The 22,839-nt window shown below is 69.5% G+C and carries 20 protein-coding genes and 2 tRNA genes; 18 read left to right on the forward strand and 4 right to left on the reverse strand.

Translation table 11 applies throughout. The features are described from left to right. Position 1 precedes the first annotated feature (1 nt). The 5 genes from AC3WL7_RS19205 (at position 2) to AC3WL7_RS19225 (ending at position 7,130) form a co-directional block, all read left to right on the forward strand. Positions 2-1,009, forward strand: coding sequence for a cyclase family protein (locus AC3WL7_RS19205; RefSeq protein WP_492752512.1), 1,008 nt, complete (start codon positions 2-4; stop codon positions 1,007-1,009). Between the two features lie 392 nt (positions 1,010-1,401). Next, positions 1,402-2,022 (forward strand): translesion DNA synthesis-associated protein ImuA, encoded by a 621-nt coding sequence (imuA, locus tag AC3WL7_RS19210; protein ID WP_108746884.1) that lies wholly within the window; start codon positions 1,402-1,404, stop codon positions 2,020-2,022. A 9-nt stretch (positions 2,023-2,031) separates the two neighbouring features. Then, a complete protein-coding gene (locus AC3WL7_RS19215) occupies positions 2,032-3,441 on the forward strand; it encodes a Y-family DNA polymerase (RefSeq protein ID WP_313141901.1) in 1,410 nt (469 codons plus the stop codon). Positions 3,442-3,447: 6 nt separating this feature from the next. After that, positions 3,448-6,558: an error-prone DNA polymerase gene (locus AC3WL7_RS19220; protein ID WP_492752514.1), complete on the forward strand. Its 3,111-nt coding sequence runs from the start codon at positions 3,448-3,450 to the stop codon at positions 6,556-6,558. A gap of 65 nt (positions 6,559-6,623) precedes the next feature. Next, positions 6,624-7,130: a hypothetical protein gene (locus AC3WL7_RS19225; RefSeq protein WP_108746886.1), complete on the forward strand. Its 507-nt coding sequence runs from the start codon at positions 6,624-6,626 to the stop codon at positions 7,128-7,130. An 81-nt stretch (positions 7,131-7,211) separates the two neighbouring features. Here the strand turns inward: AC3WL7_RS19225 and ptsJ are convergent, their stop codons facing one another. Beyond that, positions 7,212-8,498, reverse strand: a complete 1,287-nt coding sequence (ptsJ, locus tag AC3WL7_RS19230; RefSeq protein WP_492752515.1) for a MocR-like B6 salvage transcription factor PtsJ — start codon at positions 8,496-8,498, stop codon at positions 7,212-7,214. Positions 8,499-8,572: 74 nt separating this feature from the next. On the opposite strand from ptsJ, the gene AC3WL7_RS19235 reads away from it, so the two are divergent. From AC3WL7_RS19235 to AC3WL7_RS19275, 9 genes are all read left to right on the forward strand, one after another. After that, complete coding sequence (locus AC3WL7_RS19235) at positions 8,573-9,346, forward strand: YggS family pyridoxal phosphate-dependent enzyme (RefSeq protein ID WP_492752517.1); 774 nt, start codon at positions 8,573-8,575, stop codon at positions 9,344-9,346. Next, entirely contained in the window at positions 9,343-10,056 is a 714-nt protein-coding gene (locus AC3WL7_RS19240) for a glutamine amidotransferase (RefSeq protein ID WP_492752519.1), read from the forward strand. Before AC3WL7_RS19235 ends, AC3WL7_RS19240 begins: the two co-directional genes overlap by 4 nt. Next, positions 10,056-10,280 (forward strand): hypothetical protein, encoded by a 225-nt coding sequence (locus tag AC3WL7_RS19245; RefSeq protein WP_108758561.1) that lies wholly within the window; start codon positions 10,056-10,058, stop codon positions 10,278-10,280. Before AC3WL7_RS19240 ends, AC3WL7_RS19245 begins: the two co-directional genes overlap by 1 nt. Before the next feature lie 52 nt (positions 10,281-10,332). Next, entirely contained in the window at positions 10,333-10,878 is a 546-nt protein-coding gene (locus AC3WL7_RS19250) for a hypothetical protein (RefSeq protein ID WP_492752521.1), read from the forward strand. A gap of 130 nt (positions 10,879-11,008) precedes the next feature. Next, complete coding sequence (locus tag AC3WL7_RS19255) at positions 11,009-11,518, forward strand: RNA polymerase sigma factor (protein ID WP_492752523.1); 510 nt, start codon at positions 11,009-11,011, stop codon at positions 11,516-11,518. Continuing rightward, positions 11,515-12,441 (forward strand): FecR family protein, encoded by a 927-nt coding sequence (locus tag AC3WL7_RS19260; protein ID WP_492752524.1) that lies wholly within the window; start codon positions 11,515-11,517, stop codon positions 12,439-12,441. The genes AC3WL7_RS19255 and AC3WL7_RS19260 overlap by 4 nt, the downstream gene beginning before the upstream one ends. Positions 12,442-12,505: 64 nt before the next feature. Continuing rightward, a complete protein-coding gene (locus AC3WL7_RS19265; RefSeq protein WP_492752527.1) occupies positions 12,506-14,977 on the forward strand; it encodes a TonB-dependent receptor in 2,472 nt (823 codons plus the stop codon). Beyond that, positions 14,964-15,764: a ChaN family lipoprotein gene (locus AC3WL7_RS19270; protein WP_492752529.1), complete on the forward strand. Its 801-nt coding sequence runs from the start codon at positions 14,964-14,966 to the stop codon at positions 15,762-15,764. Before AC3WL7_RS19265 ends, AC3WL7_RS19270 begins: the two co-directional genes overlap by 14 nt. Beyond that, on the forward strand, positions 15,757-16,479 hold the full coding sequence (locus AC3WL7_RS19275) for an energy transducer TonB family protein (protein ID WP_492752531.1): 723 nt from the start codon (positions 15,757-15,759) through the stop codon (positions 16,477-16,479). The genes AC3WL7_RS19270 and AC3WL7_RS19275 overlap by 8 nt, the downstream gene beginning before the upstream one ends. Positions 16,480-16,547: 68 nt before the next feature. Here the strand turns inward: AC3WL7_RS19275 and dsbG are convergent, their stop codons facing one another. The 3 genes from dsbG to AC3WL7_RS19290 all read right to left on the reverse strand — a co-directional run bounded on the left by dsbG (position 16,548) and on the right by AC3WL7_RS19290 (position 19,373). After that, a complete protein-coding gene (dsbG, locus tag AC3WL7_RS19280) occupies positions 16,548-17,387 on the reverse strand; it encodes a thiol:disulfide interchange protein DsbG (RefSeq protein WP_079222265.1) in 840 nt (279 codons plus the stop codon). 30 nt (positions 17,388-17,417) lie between these two features. Further along, positions 17,418-18,221, reverse strand: coding sequence for a TlpA family protein disulfide reductase (locus AC3WL7_RS19285; protein WP_492752534.1), 804 nt, complete (start codon positions 18,219-18,221; stop codon positions 17,418-17,420). A gap of 84 nt (positions 18,222-18,305) precedes the next feature. Beyond that, complete coding sequence (locus tag AC3WL7_RS19290; RefSeq protein ID WP_295518953.1) at positions 18,306-19,373, reverse strand: GlxA family transcriptional regulator; 1,068 nt, start codon at positions 19,371-19,373, stop codon at positions 18,306-18,308. A gap of 180 nt (positions 19,374-19,553) precedes the next feature. On the opposite strand from AC3WL7_RS19290, the gene AC3WL7_RS19295 reads away from it, so the two are divergent. The 4 genes from AC3WL7_RS19295 (at position 19,554) to AC3WL7_RS19310 (ending at position 22,838) form a co-directional block, all read left to right on the forward strand. Continuing rightward, the gene (locus AC3WL7_RS19295; RefSeq protein ID WP_492752535.1) at positions 19,554-19,952 is read left to right on the forward strand and encodes a heavy metal-responsive transcriptional regulator; all 399 of its coding nucleotides are present in this window, start codon (positions 19,554-19,556) and stop codon (positions 19,950-19,952) included. Further along, the gene (locus AC3WL7_RS19300; RefSeq protein ID WP_492752537.1) at positions 19,949-22,543 is read left to right on the forward strand and encodes a heavy metal translocating P-type ATPase; all 2,595 of its coding nucleotides are present in this window, start codon (positions 19,949-19,951) and stop codon (positions 22,541-22,543) included. Before AC3WL7_RS19295 ends, AC3WL7_RS19300 begins: the two co-directional genes overlap by 4 nt. Before the next feature lie 89 nt (positions 22,544-22,632). Next, positions 22,633-22,708 (forward strand) — tRNA-Ala (locus AC3WL7_RS19305). 54 nt (positions 22,709-22,762) lie between these two features. Next, positions 22,763-22,838, forward strand: a tRNA-Glu gene (locus AC3WL7_RS19310). The last annotated feature ends 1 nt before the right edge of the window (position 22,839 follow it).

Raw genomic sequence — 22,839 nt, forward strand, 5'->3', positions numbered from 1 at the left:
CATGACCCCACGTCCCGTGGCCACCGCGCTGGCCCTGCTGCTGGCCAGCACCGCCGCCTCCACCACCGTGCATGCGCATGAACACGTTCCCTCCGGCCAGCAGGTCGGTACCAGCCCCTGGGGGCCGGAGGATGAGATCGGCCGCCTCAACCTGATCACCGAGGCTTCGCGCGCGGCGATCCTGTCGCGGGTCAGCGGCGGCAAGGCCTATGACCTGGCTACCGAGTACTACGTCGGCATGCCCAGCTGGCAGGACGCCGGTGACCCGCACTACCAGTTCTGGATGACCCATACCCCGCGCGGCACGGTGATGGACGACCCGATGGGCGTGGGCGAGACCATGAACCTCACCCGCAGCTACACCGGCACCGCGTTCTCGATGTACAGCCACACCGGCACCCACATCGATGCGCTGAACCACTTCGGCATCCACGGGAAGATCTGGAACGGCTTCGAGGCCGACCAGCATCTCGGCGACCGCGGCTGGAACGTCACCGGCATCGAGAAGTTCCCGCCACTGATCGCGCGTGGCGTGCTGATCGACGTGGCCGGGGCCAAGGGCGTGGACATGCTGCCGGACAGCTACCGGGTCACCCGCCAGGACCTGAAGGATTCGCTGGCACGCCAGAAGGTGAAGCTGCAGCAGGGTGACATCGTGCTGATCCGCACCGGCCGCATGCGCCTGTTCGAACAGCCGAAGGCGTACATGGCCAATCCGCCGGGCATGGGCCTGGACGCGGCGCGCTTCCTGGTCGAAGACAGCGGCGCGATGATCGTCGGTGCCGACAACCTCAGCTTCGAGACTTTCCCCTCGGAGGTGGCCGACGACTACGTGCCACTGCACACCTACCTGCTGGCCCAGCAGGGCGCACCGATCATCGAACTGGTGGCGCTGGACGAACTGGCCCGCGACAAGGTCTACGAGTTCGCCTTCATCGGCGGCCCGTTGAAGATCCGCGGCGGCGATGCCGCGCCGCTGCGTCCGGTTGCGCTGCCAGTGCACCCGTAACCAGGCAGCACCGATGAGCGGGTAGCCGCCGGCCTGGATCGTCGGCGGCGCACTTTTGCCCTATCCACGCATGGCGTGGATCTACAGATTCGGTCGCCTTTTGCCTATCCACGCATGGCGTGGATCTACTGATTCGGTCGCCTTTTGCCCATCTACGCATGGCGTGGATCTACTCATCGGCCTGGTAGATCCACGCCATGCGTGGATGCTTTACCGCTTCAGCAACCTGAAACCCGACCCTCCAATTTCATTAGTAATTCTACTCACAAGGCGAGTAGCATGTCTGGTCCCAGCCCCTGATGCCGGTCTGCCGACACTCGCTCCATGCCAGCCGTTTCCGCCCATTTCTGTCGCTTCCAGCCTGATTGGCCCCTCCCCCGGGGGACCGGCTGATGGGTGCCGTCGTCGCGCTCGACCGCCTGCTGGACGGCCGACAGCTGTGGCGTGGCCCGGCGCGCAATGGGCCGGCCAGCGACCACCTGGCCAGCGGCCACCCGGCGCTGGATGCCCGCCTGCCCGGCGGCGGCTGGCCCGCCAGCGGCCTGTGCGAGGTACTGCAGGACGCCCCCGGCGTGGGTGAACTGGCCCTGGTCTGGCCGGCGCTGGCCAGGCTGAGCCAGCGCGACCGGCCCATCGTGCTGGTCGCCCCACCCTACCGCCCGCACGCCCCGGCATGGGCCGCGGCCGGGCTGGACCTGGCCCAGCTGCAGATCATCCACGCCACGCCGAAGCAGGCCCTGTGGGCGGCCGAACAATGCCTGCGCTCGGCCGCCTGTGCGGCGGTGCTGTGCTGGCCGCAGCCGCAGCAGGCCGATGACCGCTCGCTGCGCCGCCTGCAGGTTGCCGCCGACAGCGGCCAGTGCCTGGGCTTCGTGTTCCGCGACGTGCGCGCCGCGCGCAATCCCTCGCCGGCCAGCCTGCGCCTGCAGCTCGACCACGGCCAGGTGCGGGTACTGAAGTGCCGCGGCGGCTTGCCACCGGCGCAACCGCTGCCGCTGGCCGTTGCCCACTGAGGCCGCGCCATGCACTGGGCCTGCCTGTTGTTGCCGCAGCTGGCGCTGGACAGCGTGCTGCGCCTGCAGCCGGACCCGCAGCGGCCGCTGGTGCTGCTGCAGGGGCCGGCGCAGCGCCGCGTGCTGCGCGCGGTCAGCCCGGCAGCACGCGCGGCCGGCCTGCGCCCGGGCATGCTGCTGTCGGCCGCACAGGTGCTGGTGCAGGACATGCAGCTGCACGACTACGACCCCAGCGCCGAGCAGCAGACCCGCCAGCTGCTGGCCAGTTGGGCCTACGCCTACAGTTCGCAGGTCAGCCTCGATTTTCCGCATGCGCTGGTGATGGAAATCGGCGCCAGCCGTGCCCTGTTCGGTGACTGGCTGAAGATCGAGAAACGCCTGCGCGATGGCCTGCACGAACTGGGCTTCCGCCACCGCCTGGTGGCCGCGCCCACCCCGCATGCCGCGCGCGTGCTGGCCAACGTGCACGACGGCCTGGGCATCGATGCGCAGCAGTTGCCGGCCCTGCTGGCGCCGCTGCCCTTGTCACGCTGCGGGCTGCCCGCCGAGGCGGTCACCGTGCTGGGCCGCTCCGGCCTGCGCACGCTGGGCGCGGTGCTCGAACTGCCGCGCGACAGCCTGGCCCGGCGCTTCGCACCCGATGTACTGCAGCAGCTGGATGCGCTGCGCGGCCTGCCCACCGCGCCACTGCGCTACTACCAGCCTCCTGACCGTTTCGATGCACGCATCGAATTCGAGTACGAGATCGAATCCAGCCAGGCGCTGCTGTTTCCGCTGCGCCGCCTGCTGCTGGACCTGGCTGCGTTCCTGTGTTCGCGCGATGGGGGCGTGCAGCGCTTCGACCTGTATTTCGAACACGACCTGCTGCCGGCCAGCGTCCTGACCATCGGCCTGCTGGCGCCCGAACGCGATGCCGCGCTGCTGTTCGAGATCGCCCGCAACCGCATGGAGGCCTTCGCCCTGCCTGCCGGCAGCCGGGCGCTGCGCCTGCAGGCCGAACACCTGCCGCCGTTCGTGCCGGCCGCACGCGATCTGTTCGACACCCGCCCGGCGCAGGCGATGCCGTGGACCCAGCTGCGCGAGCGCCTGCGGGCGCGCCTTGGCGATGATGCCGTGCAGCCACTGGCGGTGCAGGCCGACCATCGCCCCGAATGTGCCAGCGGCACCCAGCCGGCGGCCAAGCCCCCTGCGTACTGGCCGTTGCGGCCCGGCTGGCTGCTGGAGGCACCGCAGCCGCTGCGTGACCCGCGCCTGCGCATCATCGCCGGGCCGGAACGGATCGAATCGGGCTGGTGGGACCACGCCGATGCGCGCCGCGACTACTACGTGGTGGAGACCGCGCACGGCCAGCGCGGCTGGGCCTTCCGCCCGCGCAACGACCCGCATGCACCGTGGATGCTGCACGGCTGGTTCGGTTGAACCGCCATGCACGCCACGTCCCCTGCCTATGCCGAACTGCACTGCCTGTCGGCCTTCAGTTTCCAGCGCGGCGCGTCCACCGCCGACGAGCTGTTCGCGCGCGCCGCCGGCCAGGGCTACCGCGCCGTTGCGATCACCGATGAGTGTTCGCTGGCCGGCATCGTGCGGGCCTGGCAGGCGGCGAAGACGCACGGCGTGGCGCTGGTCGTCGGCGCCGAATTCCAGGTCGAGGACGGGCCGAAGATCGCCCTGCTGTGCACCGACCAGGAGGCCTATGCCGGCCTTTGCCAGCTGATCACCACCTGCCGGCGGCGCGCAGGCAAGGGCGAATACCGCTGCCTGCGCGAAGACCTGCACGGCCTGGCCGAGGGCCTGCTGTGCCTGTGGCTGGACCGGCAGCCCGATGCCAGCCACCTGCTGACGCTGCGCACCGCCTTCAACGATCGCCTGTGGCTGGCCGTGGAACTGCACCACGAACACGACGATGTGCGCCGCCTGCAGCAGCTGCAGGCCTTCGGCGAACGCCACGCCTTGCCACTGGTGGCCAGCGGCGATGTGCACATGCACGTGCGCCGCCGCCGCGCCCTGCAGGACACGCTGACCGCGATCCGCCACCGCTGCAGCGTGGCCGAAGCCGGCTGGCGGCTGTTTCCCAATGGCGAGCGCCACCTGCGCCCGCGCAGCGCGCTGGCCAGGCTGTATCCGCCCGAGCTGCTGGCCGAGACCCTGCGCATCGCCGAGCGCTGCCACTTCACCCTGGACCAGTTGCAGTACACCTACCCGCGCGAGCTGGTGCCCGAAGGGGAGACCCCGGACAGCTGGCTGCGTGCGCTGGTGGAAAAGGGCATTCCCGAGCGCTGGCCGTGGGGCATCCAGCCGGCGCAGCGCAAGCAGATCGAGCACGAACTGGCCCTGATCGCCAAGAAGAATTACGCCTCCTACTTCCTCACCGTGCAGGACATCGTCCGCTTCGCCCGCGAGCAGAAGATCCTCTGCCAGGGCCGCGGCTCGGCGGCCAATTCGGCGGTGTGCTTCGTGCTGGGCGTCACCGAGATCGACCCGGCGCGCAGCAACCTGCTGTTCGAGCGTTTCATTTCCGATGAACGTGATGAGCCGCCGGATATCGACATCGATTTCGAACACGAGCGCCGCGAGGAAGTGCTGCAGTACGTGTTCAACCGCTATGGCCGCGAGCGCGCCGCGCTGACCGCCGTGGCGATCAGCTACCGCGGCCGCAGCGCGATCCGCGATGTCGCCCGTGCGCTCGGTCTGCCGATGGACCAGGTGAACGAGCTGGGCGCAGCGATGGATCATTGGGGCGGCAACATCCCGCTGCCGGACACCCTGCGCGAACGCGGCTTCGATCCGGACACACCGCTGATGCGGCGGCTGCTGTCACTCACCGGAGAGCTGATCGACTTCCCCCGCCACCTGTCCCAGCACCCGGGTGGCTTCGTCATTTCCGAACACCCGCTGTCCACCCTCGTACCGGTGGAAAACGCGGCCATGGCCGGGCGCACCGTCATCCAGTGGGACAAGGATGACCTCGATGCCACCGGCCTGATGAAGGTCGACTGCCTGGCGCTGGGCATGCTCACCGCCATCCGCAAGTGCCTGGCCATGCTGCAGCAGCACGGCCTGCACGCAGGGCGCATGGATGCGATTCCAGACGAGGACGGCCCCACCTACGACATGATCTGCGCCGCGGAAACCATCGGCGTGTTCCAGATCGAGTCGCGCGCGCAGATGGCGATGCTTCCGCGCATGCAGCCGCGCACCTTCTACGACCTGGTGATCGAAGTGGCGATCGTGCGCCCGGGGCCGATCCAGGGCGACATGGTGCACCCCTACCTGGAGCGCCGGCGGATCCTCCGCGAACAGGGCCCGGAAGCCTTGAACGACCCGGAAAACCCACTCTATCCGCCGCAGCTGGAACGCGTGTTCGCGCGCACCCTGGGCGTGCCGCTGTTCCAGGAACAGGTGATGCAGCTGGCCGTGGATGCCGCCGGCTACAGTGCCGGCGAGGCCGATGCACTGCGCCGCTCGATGGCCGCGTGGAAACGCCATGGCGGGCTGGAGCCGCATCGCGAAAAACTGTTGACCGGCATGCTCGACCGCGGCTACAGCCTGGAGTTCGGCGAGCGCCTGTTTGAGCAGATCAAGGGCTTCGGCAGCTATGGTTTTCCCGAGAGCCATGCCGCCAGCTTCGCCCTGCTCACCTATGCCAGCTGCTGGCTGAAGTGCCACCACCCGGCTGCATTCACCGCCAGCCTCATCAACAGCCAGCCGCTGGGCTTCTACAGCCCCGACCAGCTGCTGCAGGACGCGCGCCGGCATGGCATCACGGTGCTGCCGGTGGACGTGCGCCACAGCGACTGGGACTGCACCCTGGATTTCAGCAAGGGCCCGGCGGCGATCCGGCTTGGCCTGCGCCTGGTCGATGGCTGCAGCGAAACCGCCGTGCAGGCGCTGATGCACGAGCGCGCGCGGCGCCCGTTCGACGATGTCGGCGACCTGTGCCAGCGCACCGGGCTGGACCGCCGCCAGCAGGGGCTGCTGGCCGACGCCGGCGCGCTGCGCGGGCTCAGCGGGCATCGCCATCGTGCGCGCTGGGATATTTCCGGCGTGGAAAACCGGCTGCCGCTGTTCGACCAGGCCCGTGCCACCGCCGAGGCACGCGTGGCGCTGCCGCTGCCCAGTGCGTGGGAAGACATGCAGGCCGATTACCGCAGCACCGGCACCACGCTCGGCCGCCACCCGATCAGCTTCCTGCGCGCGCAACTGCGCAGCCGCGGGTGCCTGGACGCTGCACAGCTGGGCGGCCACGGCCATGGACGCCGCGTCCGCATCGCCGGGCTGGTACGCATGCGGCAGCGCCCGCAGACCGCCAGCGGGGTCACGTTCCTCACGCTGGAAGACGAGACCGGCATGGTCAACGCCGTGGTCTGGCGGCACGTGGCCGACCGACAGCACCGCGTGCTGGTCGATACCCAGCTGATGCAGATCGACGGCCGCCTGGAACGCGTCGATGGCGTGCAGCACGTGATCGTGCAGCGCATGCTGTGCCTGGACGAACTGCTGCAGGGCCTGCGCAGCCACAGCCGCGATTTCCATTGACCGCGCGGCCCTACCCATCCGCTTTTGCATCCGCTATCGTCGGCACATCCAAGGAAGGACGAACGATGGCCCGCGCACTGATGCTGACCACGCTGGGGGTTTCGACCCTCGCCCTGCTCGTTTCCGGCTGGACCGCCTGGAACCTGCATCACAGCCAATCGCCACAACGTGTGATCGAAGCCCGTGGCCTGGTCATCCACGATGAGAAGGGCCAGGCGCGCGTCATCCTCGGCGCTCCCGTGCCCGACCCGCTCAGCAAGGGCAAACCGCAGAGCCCGCGTGCGACCGCACTGTCGGGCATGATCCTGCTCGGGCCGGACGGATCCGAACGCGGCGCCTATGGCACCAGCGACCGAGGTGGTGAAGCGCTGCTGACCCTGGACGATGCCAGTGGCACCACTGAAGTGTTCAAGGTCGTGGCCAACCCCGATCGCGGTGCCAGCCTGATGGTGCGCCACCAGAACAACACCGGCGCCATGCTCACCTCGTGGCAGGGCAAGCCGGAACTGGTGTTCCTGGACGACACCGGCCAGACCTACTACGTGCGGCCGGGCGCCAACGCCGCGCCCTGATCGCCCGGAAATGTTTCTGTAGAGTCGAGCCATGCTCGACTTCCGCTTCTACAATCCAAACGACGTCGAGCAAGCTCGACGCTACAAGCCGCACACCGCCACCAGGTCATCAGCCAGCCTGCGCAGCTCGGTCGTCCCCAGCGCCGCGCAGGTGATGCGCAGCCCATGTGCCGGCGCCGCCACCGCAAACACTTCACCCCCGCGCACATGCCAGCCGCGGGCCGCCAGTGCCAGCACCTGCGCGTGGCTGTCATCCGGCAGTGGCAGCCACAGGTTCAGCCCCTCCATCGACAGCGGCGTCTGCAACCCGCGTTCGCGCAGCTGTGCCTGCAGCGACTGCAACCGCTGCTGGTACCGCTCGCCTGCCGCCGTGATCTTCGCCCGCTGCGGTGCCGATTCCAGCACGGCGCTGGCCGCATCCTGCAGCAGATGGCTGACCCAGCCCGTACCGGCAGCCAGGCGCAGGCGCAGGCGGCTGGCGGTGGCGGCGTCGCAGCCCAGCCACGCCAGGCGCAGATCCGGCCCCAGCGCCTTGGACAGCGAACGCAGCAGCGCCCAGCGGCGGTCATCGGCCGGCAGCACCGAGTGGTAGGGCTGCTGCGAAAGCAGCGCATAGTGATCGTCGATCAGTACCGCCACCTGCGGGTAGCCCGCCAGCAGCTGGCGCAGCGCCCGCGCCCGTTTCGCATCCAGGCTGGCGCCGGTGGGGTTGTGTGCGCGCGGGGTCAGCAGCACCGCCCGTGCACCGGCCTCCAGCGCAGCGCGCAGCGCCTCCACCTGCATGCCGTGCGCGTCCACCGCCACCGGCAGCACCGCATGCCCGCCCGCCGCCAGCACGTTCAGGCTGCCGAGGAAGCACGGATCCTCCACGGCGATACGGTCGCCCGGCAGCAGCCACGCCGCCAGCAGGCGCTCGATGCCATCCACCGCACCATGGGTGAGTTCCAGCGCATAGCCGGTCGGGCAATGCGGGTCCAGCGAGGCACGGGCCAGGCGCTGCATCCGCGCATCCACCGTGTCCGCCCCGTACAGCCGGGGGGCAGCAGCCTGCAGGCGCAACACCGGCAGCAGGCGCGGGTCCGGGTTGCCGCCGGCCAGGTCGCGCAGGGCCAGGCCTGGGGCGCTGCCCTCACGGGCCATGGCCTGTGCCGGCCCGCGCACCACCGTGCCGCGGCGGCCGGCAGTGCTGGCCAGGCCGGCACCGTCCAGCCGCTTGTAGGCGGCCGCCACGGTATTGCGGTTCACGCCCAACCGCTCGGCCAGTTCACGCACCGGCGGCAGCACGCTGCCCGCCGCCAGCTGGCCACTGCCGATTCCCTCACGGATGCTGTCGAAGATGGCCTCGGCGCTACGCCCGGTGATTTTCATTTTGTCCTATGCCAAACTAAGCCTTGTCCTGTGCCAGTGTATCCCACCCTGGCCACCCGCACTGGAGGTCCCCCATGCCCCTTGCCGCCGCCGACTGGCCCGTCGCCCAGTCCGTCGAACAGATCGCTGCCAACCTGGTCACCGTGCGCCAACGCATCGCCACGGCCTGCAGCCGCGCCGGCCGCGACCCGGCCAGCGTGCGCCTGCTGCCGGTCAGCAAGACCGTCGACGAAGCCCGCATCCGCATGGCCGTGGCCGCCGGTTGCCACGCGCTGGGCGAGAACAAGGTGCAGGAAGCCCAGCGCAAGGCCGAGTCGATGGCCGACCTCGGCGTGCACTGGTCGGTCATCGGCCACCTGCAGACCAACAAAGCCCGCTATGTCGCCCGCTTCGCCAGCGAATTCCAGGCACTGGACAGCCTGCGCGTGGCCGAGGCCCTGCAGCAACGGCTGCAACTGGAAGACCGCGTCCTGGATGTGTTCGTACAGGTGAACACCTCGGCCGAACCCAGCAAGTACGGCCTGGAACCGGATGCCGTCGCGGCCTTCGTACAGCAGCTGCCCGCCTTCGACCGCCTGCGCGTGCGCGGGCTGATGACCCTGGCCATCTTCACCCCCGAGATCGAACGCGTACGCGCCTGCTTCGTGCGCCTGCGCGAACTGCGCGACCAGCTGCAGCAGACCGCACCGGCAGGCATCGATCTGTCGCAGCTGTCGATGGGCATGTCCGGTGATTTCGAGGTCGCCATCGAAGAAGGTGCCACCGTGGTCCGCGTCGGCCAGGCGATCTTCGGCGCGCGCGCGACACCGGACAGCTTCTACTGGCCCAGCACCGGGGAACCCGCATGACGACCCCTGCCGGCAGGCACGCCGTCGTGCTGCAGCACGTTGCCTTCGAAGACCTGGGCACGCTGCAGCCCCTGCTGCACGCGCAGGGCTGGGCCGTGCAGGTACTGCAGGCCGGCGTCGATCCGCTGGAGCCCGCCGAACACGCGGACCTGCTGGTCGTGCTCGGCGGCCCGATCAGCGCCAATGACACGGCCCTCTACCCGTTCGTGGCCGACAGCATCGCCCTTCTGGAACGCCGCCTGCAGCAGCAGCGACCGACACTGGGCATCTGCCTGGGCGCGCAGTTGATGGCGCGCGCCTTGGGCGCCACGGTTGCGGCCAGTGGCGGCAAGGAAATCGGCTTTGCCCCGCTGCTGCTGACCGAAGACGGCCAACGCTCGCCGTTGCACGCCCTGCAGGGCATCCCGGTGCTGCACTGGCATGGCGAAGCCTTCGAGCTGCCCGAGGGTGCGCAGCGCCTGGCGAGCACGCCGGCCTGCCGCCACCAGGCCTTCGCGGTCGGCCTCCATGCCCTCGCCCTGCAATGCCATCCGGAACTGGATGCGCGCCAGTTCGAGCGCTGGCTGATCGGCCACACCCTCGAACTGGCCCAGGCCGGCATCGACCCCAACGACCTGCGCGCGCAGGCCCGTCGCTATGGCGCGCCGCTGGCCGCTGCAGCCAACGCCATGTTCGCGCAGTGGTTGCAGCACCTGCCGGAGACCCCGTAATGCACTACCGCCTGACCATCCACCGCCACGGCCAGTACTGGGGCCAGTTCGACTGCGAGGGCCCAGGCGCCCTGCAGCATCTGGACGCCCTCGCCGCGCGCCTGCCCGCCGAAGAAGGTTTCCAGCTGCAGCGCCTGAAGGGCGTGGGCGAAGAGCGCATCCTGTCCAGTGGCGCCGATGGCCTGCGCGTGCTGGCGGCACAGATCCAGTACCGGCCGCTCTGAACGGCCTGGCCTCGCCATTGGCCCGGCCGCCGGGAGCGGCGATACTCGACCGATGCTCGACGTACCCGTCCCTCTGCGCGACATCGCCACCGATCTGCAGCACCGCCTGCGCCGCATCGAGGCAACGCCCCACCCGAACCTTGCCCAGCACCAGATCCAGCTCGACGGAGAAGCACTGCGCTTCCCCTGCCGCCTCTATGCCGATGGCACACGCTTGATGCGCCTCGCCTCCTCGCTGCAGGGCGACGCGCGCCTGCTGTGCCTCTGCCTGGCGACGCGCCACCCGGACGGCCATCTGCGCCAGCACGCGCTTGAAACGCTGGGCGCGGCATCGGCACCGTGGGTCCTGGCCTTCCACCTTGCGCTGCTCGGCGAGTACGTCGAGGAGATCGCCGTAGCCGTCGAACAGCAGGCGCAGCAGATCGGCCTGGCTGCCTACCTGCCCCTGGTCCGAGCGAACCCTGCCTTCGTGGATCGCTGCATCCAGCGCGCAGCGAGCTACTGGAACGCCTACTACCGATCCCGGCACCCGACGCTGCGCACGTTCCCGGCGCACCGCCTGCTGCTGCAGCTGCGAAGCGCCAGCCGCGGCCCCTGACCGGACGCCCGTCCGCACCCGGCCAGGCCAAACCAGGTCGCGATGATGCAAATGATTCTCCTTTACTGTAAGGTGCAGCCGCTGCCCTTGCCGCCGCGGGCTGTTCCTCCACACTGCCCCCGCCCGCCTTGTGTCCACGCCTGTCGAACCGACGGATGTCGCGCATCTGTGCGCAGCCCATTACCGGCCGCTGCATGCCCACGTCCGCCGCAAACTCCCGCAACGCAGCGACGCCGATGACCTCGTCCAGGAAGCCTGGCTGCGCGTCATCAAGGTCGCGGCCAGCGGACTGCTGGGCAACGGCCGCGCCTACCTGTACCGCGTCGCCCACAACCTGATCGCCGACCACTACCGGCAGCGCACGCGCCGTCGCGAAGAAGCGTTGGACGACGCCCAGCTGCTGGCCATCGCCGACCCCGCGCCGCTGCCCGAACAGCGCCTGCTCGACGCCGAGCAACTGCGCCATCTCGACGCGATCATCGCCGCCCTGCCGGCGCGGTCGCGCCAGGTCTTCCTGCTGGCACGGGTGGAGCAGATGGGGCTGGCCGAGATTGGGCGCCTGCTTGGCATCACCCGGCAGACCGCGCACGGCCACCTGCTGCGTGCACTGGTCGCCGTGCAGCAGGTACCGCAGGCGTGAGCCACGACGCCATTGCCCAGGAAGCCGCCCGCTGGTGGCTGGATGGCCACGACGGCCACCGCGACGAGAACGCCTTCGCCCGCTGGTATGCGGCCGACCCGCGCCACGCCGCGCAGTACCAGCACCTGCAGGCGCTCTGGCAGGCCGGCACGGGCCTGCCCAGCATGCAGCGGCAGCAGCAGCGGCGGCAGCGTCGCCGCCTGCGCGACGCCGGCATCGCGGTCCTGCTGCTGTGTGCGCTGGGCCTGTACAGCCGCCATGTGACCACGCCCGCCGCGCAGGTGGTACGCACGGCCGCCGGACAGATCCGTGACGAAATCCTGGCTGATGGCTCGCACCTGCAGCTTGCGCCCGGCAGCGAGGTACACGTGCGCATCGATGGCACGCGTCGCCAGCTGCAGCTGCAGCACGGCCAGGCCTGGTTCAAGGTCGCCACCGACACCGGCAGGCCCTTCCAGGTGCACACACCCCACGGCACCGTGACCGCGCTGGGCACCGCCTTCGATGTCGCCGTGGGCGAGCACGCCAGCAGGGTCGCCGTCACCGAGCACACGGTACGGGTGGACAGCGGCCCGGGCCACGCCGAGGCGGAGGAAGGCCAGCAGATGCGCTTCGATGGCAACGGCACGAGCGCAGCCACTGAGATGGAAAGCGGCGCACTGGCGTGGCGCGAGCGACGCCTGCACTGGGTCTCGGCACCGCTGGCCAAGGTCGCACTGGGGCTGGATGCCTGGCACGGCGGCCACACCTGGATCATCGGCCGCGCACTCCGCCAGCAACCGGTGACCCTGCTCGGCAATGCCGATGGCGCTGCCGAAACCCGTGACCAGCTGGCCACGCAGCTGCACGTGCGCGTGCTGCGCCTGCCCGGTGACGTGCAGGTCTGGGTGGCGCCGCACGACGAGCCGCGCGATGCACCCTGACATCGGCCCTGCCGCCGCGTCTACCCAGGTGAACGACGCCCTGCGTCATCCCCTGGAGCCTTCGATGCTGTGCCACCGCCCCCTCGTTCTTGCCCTCTCGCTGGCGTGTGCCGGCGCCCTGCCACTGCTGCCTGCACCCGCCCGCGCACAGGCGGCCACACGCCATTACGATCTGCCCGCGCAGCCGCTGGCCCAGGCACTGGATGCCTACAGCCGCCTCACAGGCGTGGATCTGGTGAGGGCCACCGCACTCCCCGCCGGCCATGTGGCCCCCGCCCTGCAGGGTGACTTCGATGACGCCCAGGCGCTGACCCGCCTGCTGGCCGGCAGCTCCCTGCGACCGCGCTTCATCGACGCCCGCCATGCCACCTTGGAACCCGCGCCGCCCCAGCGCGACGACGGCAGCCGCCGTACCGGTCCGCTGCGCGTGCAGAGCGACACCTCGCGCGGGCCGGCTGCCGGTGCCGGCACCAGCCAGTACGTCGCCCCCCACGCCGACGGCTTCACCCCCAAGGTCGGCAGCGAGCGCGTTGCCATGGCCGAGCGCCAGGACGGCAACAGCCTGCTGCGCTCGATGCCCGGCAGCCACAGCTTCCACTCCCGCAGCCAGCCGGGGCTGCAGGTCAACATCCGCGGCATGACCGGCGCCGGCCGGGTCAACACCATGATCGACGGCGTGACCCAGACCTTCCGCAACAACGCCGGGCATGGCTCCGGCGGTCCGTTCGCCTATGTCGATCCGTTCCTGCTGGCCGGCGTTGACGTGCAGCGCGGCGCGGTGGCCGGTGCTGACGGCGCCGGCACGCTGGCCGGCAGTGCCAACTTCCGCACGCTGGACATCGACGATCTGCTGGCCGAAGGCCGCGACTGGGGCCTGCGCGCCGGCTACCGCCACGGCAACAACGGCTACGGCGATGGCCGCACGTTCGCCGGCGCCTGGCGCCACAGCGAGGACGGTGGCGACCGCCAGTTCGGCCTGCTGGCAGCGGCCAGCAGCAGCCGCAGCGGCGAGTACGCAACCGCCAATGGACAGAAGAACAGCGCCGACCCGGCCAGCCAGCAACCCAGCAGCTGGCTGCTGAAGGCGCGCCTGCAGCCCAGCGACCAGCACCGGCTGGACCTGAGCCACATGCACTATGAAAACGACTTCTACCACAACTACCCGTGGCAGATTTCCGCGCGCAACCAGCGCGCCAGTTACCACTACACGCCCTACACGCCGTGGCTGGACGTGCGCGTCACCTTCGCCGGCAACAAGACGCATCTGTATTACCCGCCGGTGGAGGATTCCAGTTACATCGGCCGACGCACGCACAGCAGCCTGAGCAGCTGGACCGCGGACAACACCAGCCGCTTCGAGATCGGCCCGGTGCAGGCGCGCTGGAACACCGGCGTCAAGCACCAGTCGGACATCTTCGTGGCCGACACCCCCACCCTGCGCGGCGCCAACCCGCAGGGCCGCAGCCAGCTGGACAGCGTGTTCAGCACGCTTGAACTGCAGCATGACCGCTACGCCTTGACCGCTGGCCTGCGCCAGGAACGGTATGGCATCAGCGGCCACATCCCGGTCTGTTCGGATGTGCCGGGCCAGTGTGCGGACATCGGTGGCGGCGACATCGACGTGCGCCGCACCCAGCATGCGCTCAGCCCCAGCCTCGCGTTCTCGGTGCAGGCCACCGACTGGCTGCAGCTGTTCGTTGAAGCCTCGCGCACCTCGCGCGCGCCGCGCGTGCAGGAGATGTTCTTCGAGAAGATCCCGCTGGAAGGCATGAGCGACGCCGATGGCGTGGGCGCCAATCCGTTCCTGCGCCGCGAGCGTTCGCGCAACCTGCAGTTCGGCGCCAACCTCAGTACCGACTCGCTGCTGGTCGACGGCGACCTGGCCCAGCTGCGGGTCACCCGCTTCGACAACCGCATCCGCGACTACATCAAGCCGCAGTACCTGCTGGTGGTGCATCCGCCGGAAGTGGCGCCGCTGGTGGTGGCCATCGACAGCGACGAGCAGTTGAGTGCCTGGACCGACGTGCTCGATGCCGATGACTTCACCACCACCACCCGCTGGATGAACCAGCCCGGCATCGTGCGCATGCGTGGCATCGAACTGGAAGCCCACTACGCCAGCGAGCACTACCACGCCACGTTGAGCTGGACACGGTCGCACACCAGCGCGCCCACCATCGAATACGTCAACCTGGAAGACATCACCGCCCTGCCCGACCGCTACTGGACGCTGGACGTGGGTGGCAGCTGGTGGCAGCAGCGCGTGCAGGCCGGCGTGCGTGCCGAGTACTCCGGCCCCACCGAGGAAGGCTACGACTTCTTCCAGACCCGCAAGACCGGCGGCACCGGCGTGCTGCTGGATTTCTACGCCAGCTTCAAGCCCCAGGCCAATACCACGCTGTGGCTGAACATCGAAAACCTGCAGAACAAAGCCTATGACAACAATGCCTCGATCGACAGCATCTTCAGCCCGATCCTGGATCGCGGCAACGGCCGTGGACGGACGGTCTCGATGGGCGTCAATGTGGCGTTCTGAGCGCCGCTGGCTGCTGCTGTGCCTGCTCGCACTGGCAGGCATGGCCGGGGCGCAGCCGATGCCGGGACGCGTCATCGACCTGGCCACGGGGCAGGCGCTGGATGAGGCGGGCTTCACGCAGCGCGTGGCCGGGGCGCAGCGCGTGCTGCTGGGCGAGCGCCACGATGTCGAGGCCGACCACGCCGCGCAGCGCTGGCTGATCGCGGCCCTGCAGCGGCAGCGGCCACAGGGCGCGCTGGTGCTGGAGATGATCGCGCAGGAACGCCAGGCGCGCCTGCAGCGCGTGCAACGCTGGCTGGCGAAGGGCAACCGGGCCGACGGCAGCCGCCTGCAGGAACTGCTGGGCTGGGACAGCCGCTGGCCCTGGCAGGCCTATGGCGGCCTGGTGCAGGACGCCTGCGCTGCAGGCATTGCCCTGCACGGCGGCAACCTGTCGCGTGCCGAAGTCGATGCGCTGCTGGCATCGACTGAGCCGGTCCGCTTCCCGGTAGCCGACGCGCGCCAGCGGTTGTCAGCAGTCGTGCTGGCCCAGCATGCCGGGGCCGCGCCGATGCTGGAGGGCATGCTTGCCGTGCAGCAGGCACGCGACACGCGCATGGCCCAGGTACTGGCGACGTCGCCCGCACCCGCCCTGCTGGTCGCCGGCCGCTGGCACGTGCTGCGCGGCACCGGCGTGCCCGGCTACCTGCCGCCGGCCACACCGGCGCTGGTGATCGCCTTGGCCGCGGCGGGCGAATCCCTCGACGTTGGCGACGCCGATCTGCTTTGGGTGACCGCCGATGAGTGAGCGCAGCGGCCACTGGCAGGCCGTCGCCATCAGCGTCGGCCTGCACCTGTTGCCGCTGTTGCTGCTCGTGCACTGGGTGGTGACCCCGGCGGCACCGCCGCCGCCGGAGCAGGACATGCGCATCAGCCTGCGCCTGCTGGCACCGGCTGCGCCGCCGCAGCCGGTGGAGGAGCGCCACGCCGATACGCCCCGCCCAGCGCAGCAGGCCAGCGCGCCACAGCCCAGCAAAGCGCCGCCGCCGCCGTTGCCCACGGCTGCGCGCGAAGGCGAACGCGCGGCCAGCGAAACCGGCGGCAGCGGTCGCCTACCGCTGCTGGTTGCCCCGCCTGCCGCGAGCACCAACGCCGCGCCGGCCACGGCCTCGGTTGCCGCCGCACCGCCCACACCGGACGCCCCCCCTGCGGAGCTGCAGGCCGGCGCCGCCAGCGACCAGTGGGAGGCCCGGCTGATGGCGCGACTGCAACGCTATCGCTTCTACCCCGCTACCGCGCGCGCGCGGCGCCAGCAGGGCACGGCCTGGGTACGGGTCAGCCTGGACCGCACAGGCAGCCTGCTTGCCCTGCGCCTGGAGCAGTCCAGCGGCCAGCCACTGCTGGATGAAGCCGCGCTGCAGACCTTCCGCCGCGCACAACCGCTGCCCCCCATTCCTGATGAGATGAACGCACCGCAGGAACTGGTGGTGCCGGTGGAGTACTACCTGCACCAGGCCGGGTGACAGAACGCAACAGGCCCGCACGTTGCCATGCGGGCCTGCTGTCATTCGACTGCGGTGCGGGAACGTCCTCAGCGCGGGCCGAGCACCTTCTGCAGGTCATCGCCCTGCGGCAGGCCGGCGCGGCGTTCGACGCTGCCCTGCTCGTTCTGGAACAGGATGCCCGGCGTGCCCTGGAAGCCCATTTCCACCATCAGCACCTGGTTTGCATCCAGCTTGCCCGCCACTTCGCGGCTGATGCTCGGCAGCGGCTTGATGCCACCCCGGTCGAACTGGTGTTCGTTGTCCAGCAGCGCGGCGCTGGGGTCGCGCGCGGACAGGATGGCTGCGGCCTTGGCCGGGCTGTCCTCGCGGATCACGCCAACCATGATGTGGCGAAGCTGCACCTTGCCTGCATCCACCCACGGACGTGCCGCTTCCCAGAACTTGTGGCAATACGGGCAGTTTGCGTCACTGAAGGTATAAACCACGCGCGGTGCATCGGCCTTTCCGTCACGTACCCAGGCACTGCCTTCCAGCTTGGACCACATCTTGGCCGACATCGGCGCGGCCACCAGCTTCTCCACCGCCTCGGCGGCCACGTCGTTGCCCTCGGCATCGAACAGGCTGCCCACCAGCACATGCTTGCCATCGGCAGTGACATAGGCCGCCGCCGGCTGCTGGCCGCCGACCACGCCGGCGAAGCCACGCAGGCCACCCGGCGCATCGAACTCGGAAATGACTTCGAAGCCGTGCTTCTCGATGCCCTTCAGCACCGCAGGACGCTCACCCTTGCCTGCCGCAGGGGCCGCCGCAGCAGTCCCGGCAGGCGTCTTGGCCGGCGGCGTCTGTGCCTGGCTGCAGGCGGTAATGGCCAGCAGCATCGGCAGGATCAGGACCGCAGGCGCGGTGCGCAGGGAAATCGACAGCATGTGAACTCCAGAGGGAAATGCCCGCGCAGGCTACCGCAGCCTGCGCAGTTTGTGTTCAAGACCGGCGTGGGTCAGTTCACCCAGGTGCAGATCCTGCAGGCGCCCCTGCGCATCGAAGAACAGGGTCGAGGGATAGGCCCGCACGCCCAGCACGGTCGAGGCAGCGGCAGGCTCATCCAGCAGCACGTCGCGCAGCACAAGGCGCTCCGCGGTCAGGAACTGCTGGACCTCATCGAGGCTTTCGCCCTGGTTGAGAAAGACGAACTGCAGCTCAGGGTGTGCCTGCTGCGCCTGGGCCAGAACCGGCATCTCGCGCCGGCATGGGCCGCACCAGCTTGCCCAGAGATTGAGCACCACCGGCTTGCCATGGAACTGCGCCAGGTCCAGCGGCTTGCCCTGCAGGTCCACCACCTGCACCGCCGGCAGCGACAACGTGTTGGCCTGCCACTGTGCCAGGCCGTAGCTGCCCAGACCCCACAGCACTGCGCCTGCAAGGGCGCTGCACAGCACCGGAACACGCAGTGAAGGATGCCGGCGCAGGCTCCAGAGGCCCCACCCAAGCGCTGCAACCAGCACCACGGGCACGTGATAGCCGCCATCGGCAATCTGCAACATGCTCCAGGGCGCTTCGCGATAGAAGGCGAAATTGGCGACGATGAAGGACACGCGGCCACAGAGCAGGCCCACCAGCAGCATGTCCAGCACCCGGCCCGCGCCTGAGGGCCGCTGCGGCACGGGCTGGCGCGACGACCAGAGCCGCGCGATGCCCATCGCCAGCAGCAGACAGACCAGGATCACCACAACCGGCATCGGCACCGGTCCCACACTTGGCATTGCTTCACCTGCACTACATTCCAGAGGCCTGCATGGTCGGAGCGCTGCGCCTGTGTTGCAAGCGCCGCGCTCCGACAATGGCGGTCAGGCCGCGTCGAGCGTCGGCCCGGTGACGGGTACGACCGGCAAAGCACGAGACGCCATCGCAGCGGGCGCCGGCAGTGCGCGTTCTCGACGCTTGCAGCTCACGTGACGGCGGTAATTGGCCGGCGTCATGCCGACAATGCGCAGGAACAGGCGGCGGAACGCACTCTGGTCCGCATAGCCCACGCCCCAGGCCACCTCGTCGATGCTCGCGCCCTGTTGCAGCAGGGTCTGCGCCTTCGCCACCCGCAGACGCTGGCAGTACTCGATGGGACGCAGCCCGGTGGCCTTCAGGAAGCGGCGCTGCAGGGTGCGCGGTTCCAGACCGGAGACCTCGCAGATGGACGGCAGGGTCGCCCCGCGGGCCGACGTGGTGTGCAGCCAGCGCTGGGCCTTGAGCACGTCACGGTCGCCGTGGGCGAAATTGGCACTGAACCGTTCCAGGTCCTGCTGCACGCCCGCCGGCACGACGATGCCCAGCTGCTGCGCCACCGCGCTGGCCACGCCTTGCCCGTGCAGGCGGTACAGCAGGCGCAGGCCGAGATAGCGCCATGCCTGCGGGCCGGCCACGGTCAGCAGATCGCCATCATCGACCAGCGTGCGCTCGCTGGGCGCCCAGCTGGCGGCCTGGCCCTGCAGGCCCGGGTGCCGGCGCAGGTCGGGGCCCGCCACGGTACGCCCGGCCAGCAGACCCGCCCGCGCCAGTACGCCCACGCCATCGGCCGCCGCCGACAGCAGGCTGCCACCGTCGTAATGTGCACGCAGCCAGTCCAGCAACACTTCCTCGGCCCGCACCGAAACCACCGGGCTGACCTGGCCCGGCAGGGCGATCACCGCAGGAATCGCCGCATCCAGCATGTCCGCTCCGGTGACCCGGTTCACGCCGCGGTGGCTGGCGGGCACGATCCAGCGGGTGACCAGCACGCGCGCGCTGGGGCGACGCTGCTGCTGGGCAAGACGGTTGGCCACATGGGCCATTTCAGCCAATACCGAGGCTGCGGAAGGATCTCCTCCCGGGTACTCGACCACGGCCACCTCGACGAAGCCTTCGTTCTTCAGTCCCTCCACACTCCCCTCCTCCATTCGTTCAGGCCGTCGAGCGGCCAGTTCAGGCGAGGGTAGGAACTGCCCCAACAGCGGGGCTATGAAGAAAGTTGCAAAGTGACCTGAATGGGCGAAACCGATAAACCCTTGACTCTTGACCAGACTCCAGGGTTGACAATGACCCCAGTCATCCAGGAGTGCGCCATGAACATTGGACAGCTGGCCCGCGAGGCCGGGGTGCCGATCGACACCGTCCGCTACTACGAACGCCAGCAGCTGCTGCCCACCGCAGCACGCTCCGCCGGCGGCTACCGCATCTTCGGCGAGCAGGACCTGCGCCGCCTGCGCTTCATCCGCCGCGCCAAGGCACTGGGCTTCAGCCTGGAGGAAATCGCCGAACTGCTGACGCTGAGCGATCGCCACCAGCAGGACATGGCCAGCGTGCGCGATACCGCACAGGCCCGCCTGCTCGACATCGAGCAGCGCATGGCCGAGCTGCGGCGCATGCACGCCGCGCTGTCACAGCTGGTCGACGCCTGCCCGGGCCATGGCGACCTGGAGCAATGCCCCATCCTCGCCGCCCTGACCGAGGACAACGCATGAACAGCGGGCACCCGCATCCTGGACATGCGCACGGCACGGCAACGGGCGGCGGCAGCTGCTGTGGCGGCGCGAAGAAGGCGCCACTGGCGGTGAAGGATCCGGTCTGCGGCATGGACGTGGACCCGGCCACCAGCGCCCACCATGCCAGCCACGATGGCCGTGACTGGCATTTCTGCTCGGCACGCTGCCGCGAACGCTTCCTGGCCGACCCTGCCGCCTTCGACGGCAGCACGCCCGCAGCCAGCGCCACAAAGAAGGCCGGTGGCTGCTGCGGCGGACATGCGGCGCCCGCCGCTGGCACCGCCACGGTGAAGGACCTGGTCTGCGGCATGGACGTGGATCCTGCCAGCACCGCGCACCACGCCCACCACCAGGGCCAGGACTACCACTTCTGCAGCGGCGGCTGCCGGCAGAAATTCATCGCCGACCCCCAGCGCTATCTCGATCCGTCGTCCTACGTCGCACCGGAGGTGCCTGCAGGCACGCTGTACACCTGCCCGATGGATCCGGAAATCGTGCAGGAAGGCCCCGGCACCTGCCCGATCTGCGGCATGGCGCTGGAACCGATGATGCCCAGCCTGGACGATGGCGAGAATCCGGAACTGACCGACTTCCGTCGCCGCTTCTGGGTCTCGCTGCCGCTGAGCGTGGCAACGATGGCGCTGGCGATGCTGGCGATGACCCCGTTGCTGCATGCACTGTCGCCCACGCTGCGGGTGTGGATCGAAGGCGCGCTGGCCACGCCCGTGGTGCTGTGGGCCGGGTGGCCGTTCCTCGAACGCTGGGCGCAGTCGATCCGCAACCGCAGCCCCAACATGTGGACGCTGATCGGCACCGGCGTCATCGCCGCCTACGGCTACAGCGTGGTGGCCACGGTCGCACCGGGCGTGTTCCCGCCTTCGTTCCAGCAGCACGGCCACGTGGGCGTGTATTTCGAGGCGGCGGCGGTGATCATTTCGCTCACCCTGCTTGGCCAGCTGATGGAACTGCGCGCACGGGCCAAGACCTCGGCGGCGATCAAGGCGCTGCTGGGCCTGGCACCGAAGACCGCGCGGCGGATCGATGCCGATGGCAGCGAACATGACGTTGAGCTGGCATCGGTGAAGGCCGGTGACCGCCTGCGGGTGCGCCCCGGCGAGAAAGTGCCGGTGGATGGCCGCGTGCTGGAAGGCCGTTCGACGCTGGACGAATCGATGCTGACCGGCGAACCCGTGCCCGTGACCAAGCAGGCCGGCGACAGCGTGATCGGCGCGACCCTGAATGGTTCGGGCGCGCTGGTGATCGAAGCCGAGCGCGTGGGCGACGACAGCATGCTGGCGCAGATCGTGCAGCTGGTGGCACAGGCGCAACGTTCGCGCGCGCCGATGCAGCGCATGGCTGACAAGGTGGCGTACTGGTTCGTGCTGGCGGTGCTGGCCGTGGCCGCGCTGGCGCTGTTCGGCTGGGGCCTGTTCGGACCGGAGCCGTCGTGGACACATGGCGTGCTGAGCGCGGTGGCGGTGCTGATCATCGCCTGCCCCTGTGCGCTTGGGCTGGCCACGCCGATGTCGATCATGGTTGCCACCGGCCGCGCCGCGCAGCACGGCGTGCTGTTCCGCGATGCCGAAGCGATCGAAGCACTCGGCAAGGTCGATACGCTGGTGATCGACAAGACCGGCACGCTCACCGAGGGTCGGCCCGCGTTCGACGCCGTGCATGCCAGCGATGGTTTCGAGGATGCGCGGGTGCTGCAGTGGGCCGCCAGTCTCGACCAGGGCAGCGAGCATCCGCTGGCCGAAGCCATCGTCGCCGCTGCACGCAGCCGTGGCTTGCCGCTGCTGGCGGTGGAGGAGTTCGATTCGATCACCGGGCTGGGCGTGCAGGGTCGCGTGGAGGGCCGCGCGATGTGGCTGGGCAACACAGCTCTGATGGCCGGGCAATCGGTGCAGGTGGCCGCACTGCAGGAACAGGCCGATGCCCTGCGCCGACGCGGTGCCAGCGTGATGTACCTGGCGGTGGACGGCCAGCTCGCCGGACTGCTGTCCGTGGCGGATCCGATCAAATCGACCACCGCCGAAGCCATCGCCGCACTGCACCGCGACGGCCTGCGCATCATCATGGCCACCGGTGATGGCCTGCTGACCGCACAGGCGGTTGCATCCACGCTCGGCCTGGACGAAGTACACGGCGAAAGCCGTCCCGCCGACAAGGCCGCACTGGTGCAGCAGCTGCAGGCACAGGGTCGCGTCGTGGCGATGGCGGGTGATGGCATCAACGATGCCCCTGCCCTGGCCAGTGCGAACGTCGGCATCGCCATGGGCACCGGTACCGACGTGGCGATGTCCAGCGCACAGGTCACGCTGGTGAAGGGCGATCTGCGCGGCATCCTGCGTGCGCGCCAGTTGTCGCGTGCGGCCGTGCGCAACATGCGCCAGAACCTCGGCTTCGCCTTCCTCTACAACGGCCTGGGCATTCCGGTCGCGGCCGGCGTGCTGGTGCCGTGGGGCATTTCGCTGTCGCCGATGCTTGCAGCGGTCGCGATGAGCCTGAGTTCGGTATCGGTCATCAGCAACGCGCTGCGCCTGCGCGCACAGCGCCTGCCGCCCGGCTGACATCGGCGTCGCAACGGACGTGAAGAAAAGTGCAACAAACGCTTGCCAACCCCCGGGGGCACAGCTATTATTTCGCTCCTCAGCGACGTGGGGCCATAGCTCAGCTGGGAGAGCGCCTGCATGGCATGCAGGAGGTCAGCGGTTCGATCCCGCTTGGCTCCACCAATCTTTCGGCATTAGGCCGTCGAAAGGTCGCAAAAGAACATTGATGAGATCTGCGTCCCCATCGTCTAGAGGCCTAGGACATCACCCTTTCACGGTGGCGACCGGGGTTCGAATCCCCGTGGGGACGCCAC

Source organism: Stenotrophomonas sp. FW305-3-2-15-E-LB1, assembly GCF_058787375.1.

Bases quoted from the DNA above. Each gene is read 5' to 3' on its own strand.
- AC3WL7_RS19235 (WP_492752517.1), top strand. From the start codon at position 8,573: ATGCCCCTTGCCGCCGCCGACTGGCCCGTCGCCCAGTCCGTCGAACAG.
- AC3WL7_RS19285 (WP_492752534.1), bottom strand. From the start codon at position 18,221: ATGCCAAGTGTGGGACCGGTGCCGATGCCGGTTGTGGTGATCCTGGTC.
- AC3WL7_RS19215 (WP_313141901.1), top strand. From the start codon at position 2,032: ATGCACTGGGCCTGCCTGTTGTTGCCGCAGCTGGCGCTGGACAGCGTG.
- AC3WL7_RS19295 (WP_492752535.1), top strand. From the start codon at position 19,554: ATGAACATTGGACAGCTGGCCCGCGAGGCCGGGGTGCCGATCGACACC.
- AC3WL7_RS19270 (WP_492752529.1), top strand. From the start codon at position 14,964: ATGTGGCGTTCTGAGCGCCGCTGGCTGCTGCTGTGCCTGCTCGCACTG.
- imuA (WP_108746884.1), top strand. From the start codon at position 1,402: ATGGGTGCCGTCGTCGCGCTCGACCGCCTGCTGGACGGCCGACAGCTG.
- AC3WL7_RS19300 (WP_492752537.1), top strand. From the start codon at position 19,949: ATGAACAGCGGGCACCCGCATCCTGGACATGCGCACGGCACGGCAACG.
- AC3WL7_RS19225 (WP_108746886.1), top strand. From the start codon at position 6,624: ATGGCCCGCGCACTGATGCTGACCACGCTGGGGGTTTCGACCCTCGCC.
- AC3WL7_RS19220 (WP_492752514.1), top strand. From the start codon at position 3,448: ATGCACGCCACGTCCCCTGCCTATGCCGAACTGCACTGCCTGTCGGCC.
- AC3WL7_RS19265 (WP_492752527.1), top strand. From the start codon at position 12,506: ATGCTGTGCCACCGCCCCCTCGTTCTTGCCCTCTCGCTGGCGTGTGCC.
- AC3WL7_RS19275 (WP_492752531.1), top strand. From the start codon at position 15,757: ATGAGTGAGCGCAGCGGCCACTGGCAGGCCGTCGCCATCAGCGTCGGC.
- ptsJ (WP_492752515.1), bottom strand. From the start codon at position 8,498: ATGAAAATCACCGGGCGTAGCGCCGAGGCCATCTTCGACAGCATCCGT.
- dsbG (WP_079222265.1), bottom strand. From the start codon at position 17,387: ATGCTGTCGATTTCCCTGCGCACCGCGCCTGCGGTCCTGATCCTGCCG.
- AC3WL7_RS19205 (WP_492752512.1), top strand. From the start codon at position 2: ATGACCCCACGTCCCGTGGCCACCGCGCTGGCCCTGCTGCTGGCCAGC.
- AC3WL7_RS19245 (WP_108758561.1), top strand. From the start codon at position 10,056: ATGCACTACCGCCTGACCATCCACCGCCACGGCCAGTACTGGGGCCAG.
- AC3WL7_RS19240 (WP_492752519.1), top strand. From the start codon at position 9,343: ATGACGACCCCTGCCGGCAGGCACGCCGTCGTGCTGCAGCACGTTGCC.
- AC3WL7_RS19250 (WP_492752521.1), top strand. From the start codon at position 10,333: ATGCTCGACGTACCCGTCCCTCTGCGCGACATCGCCACCGATCTGCAG.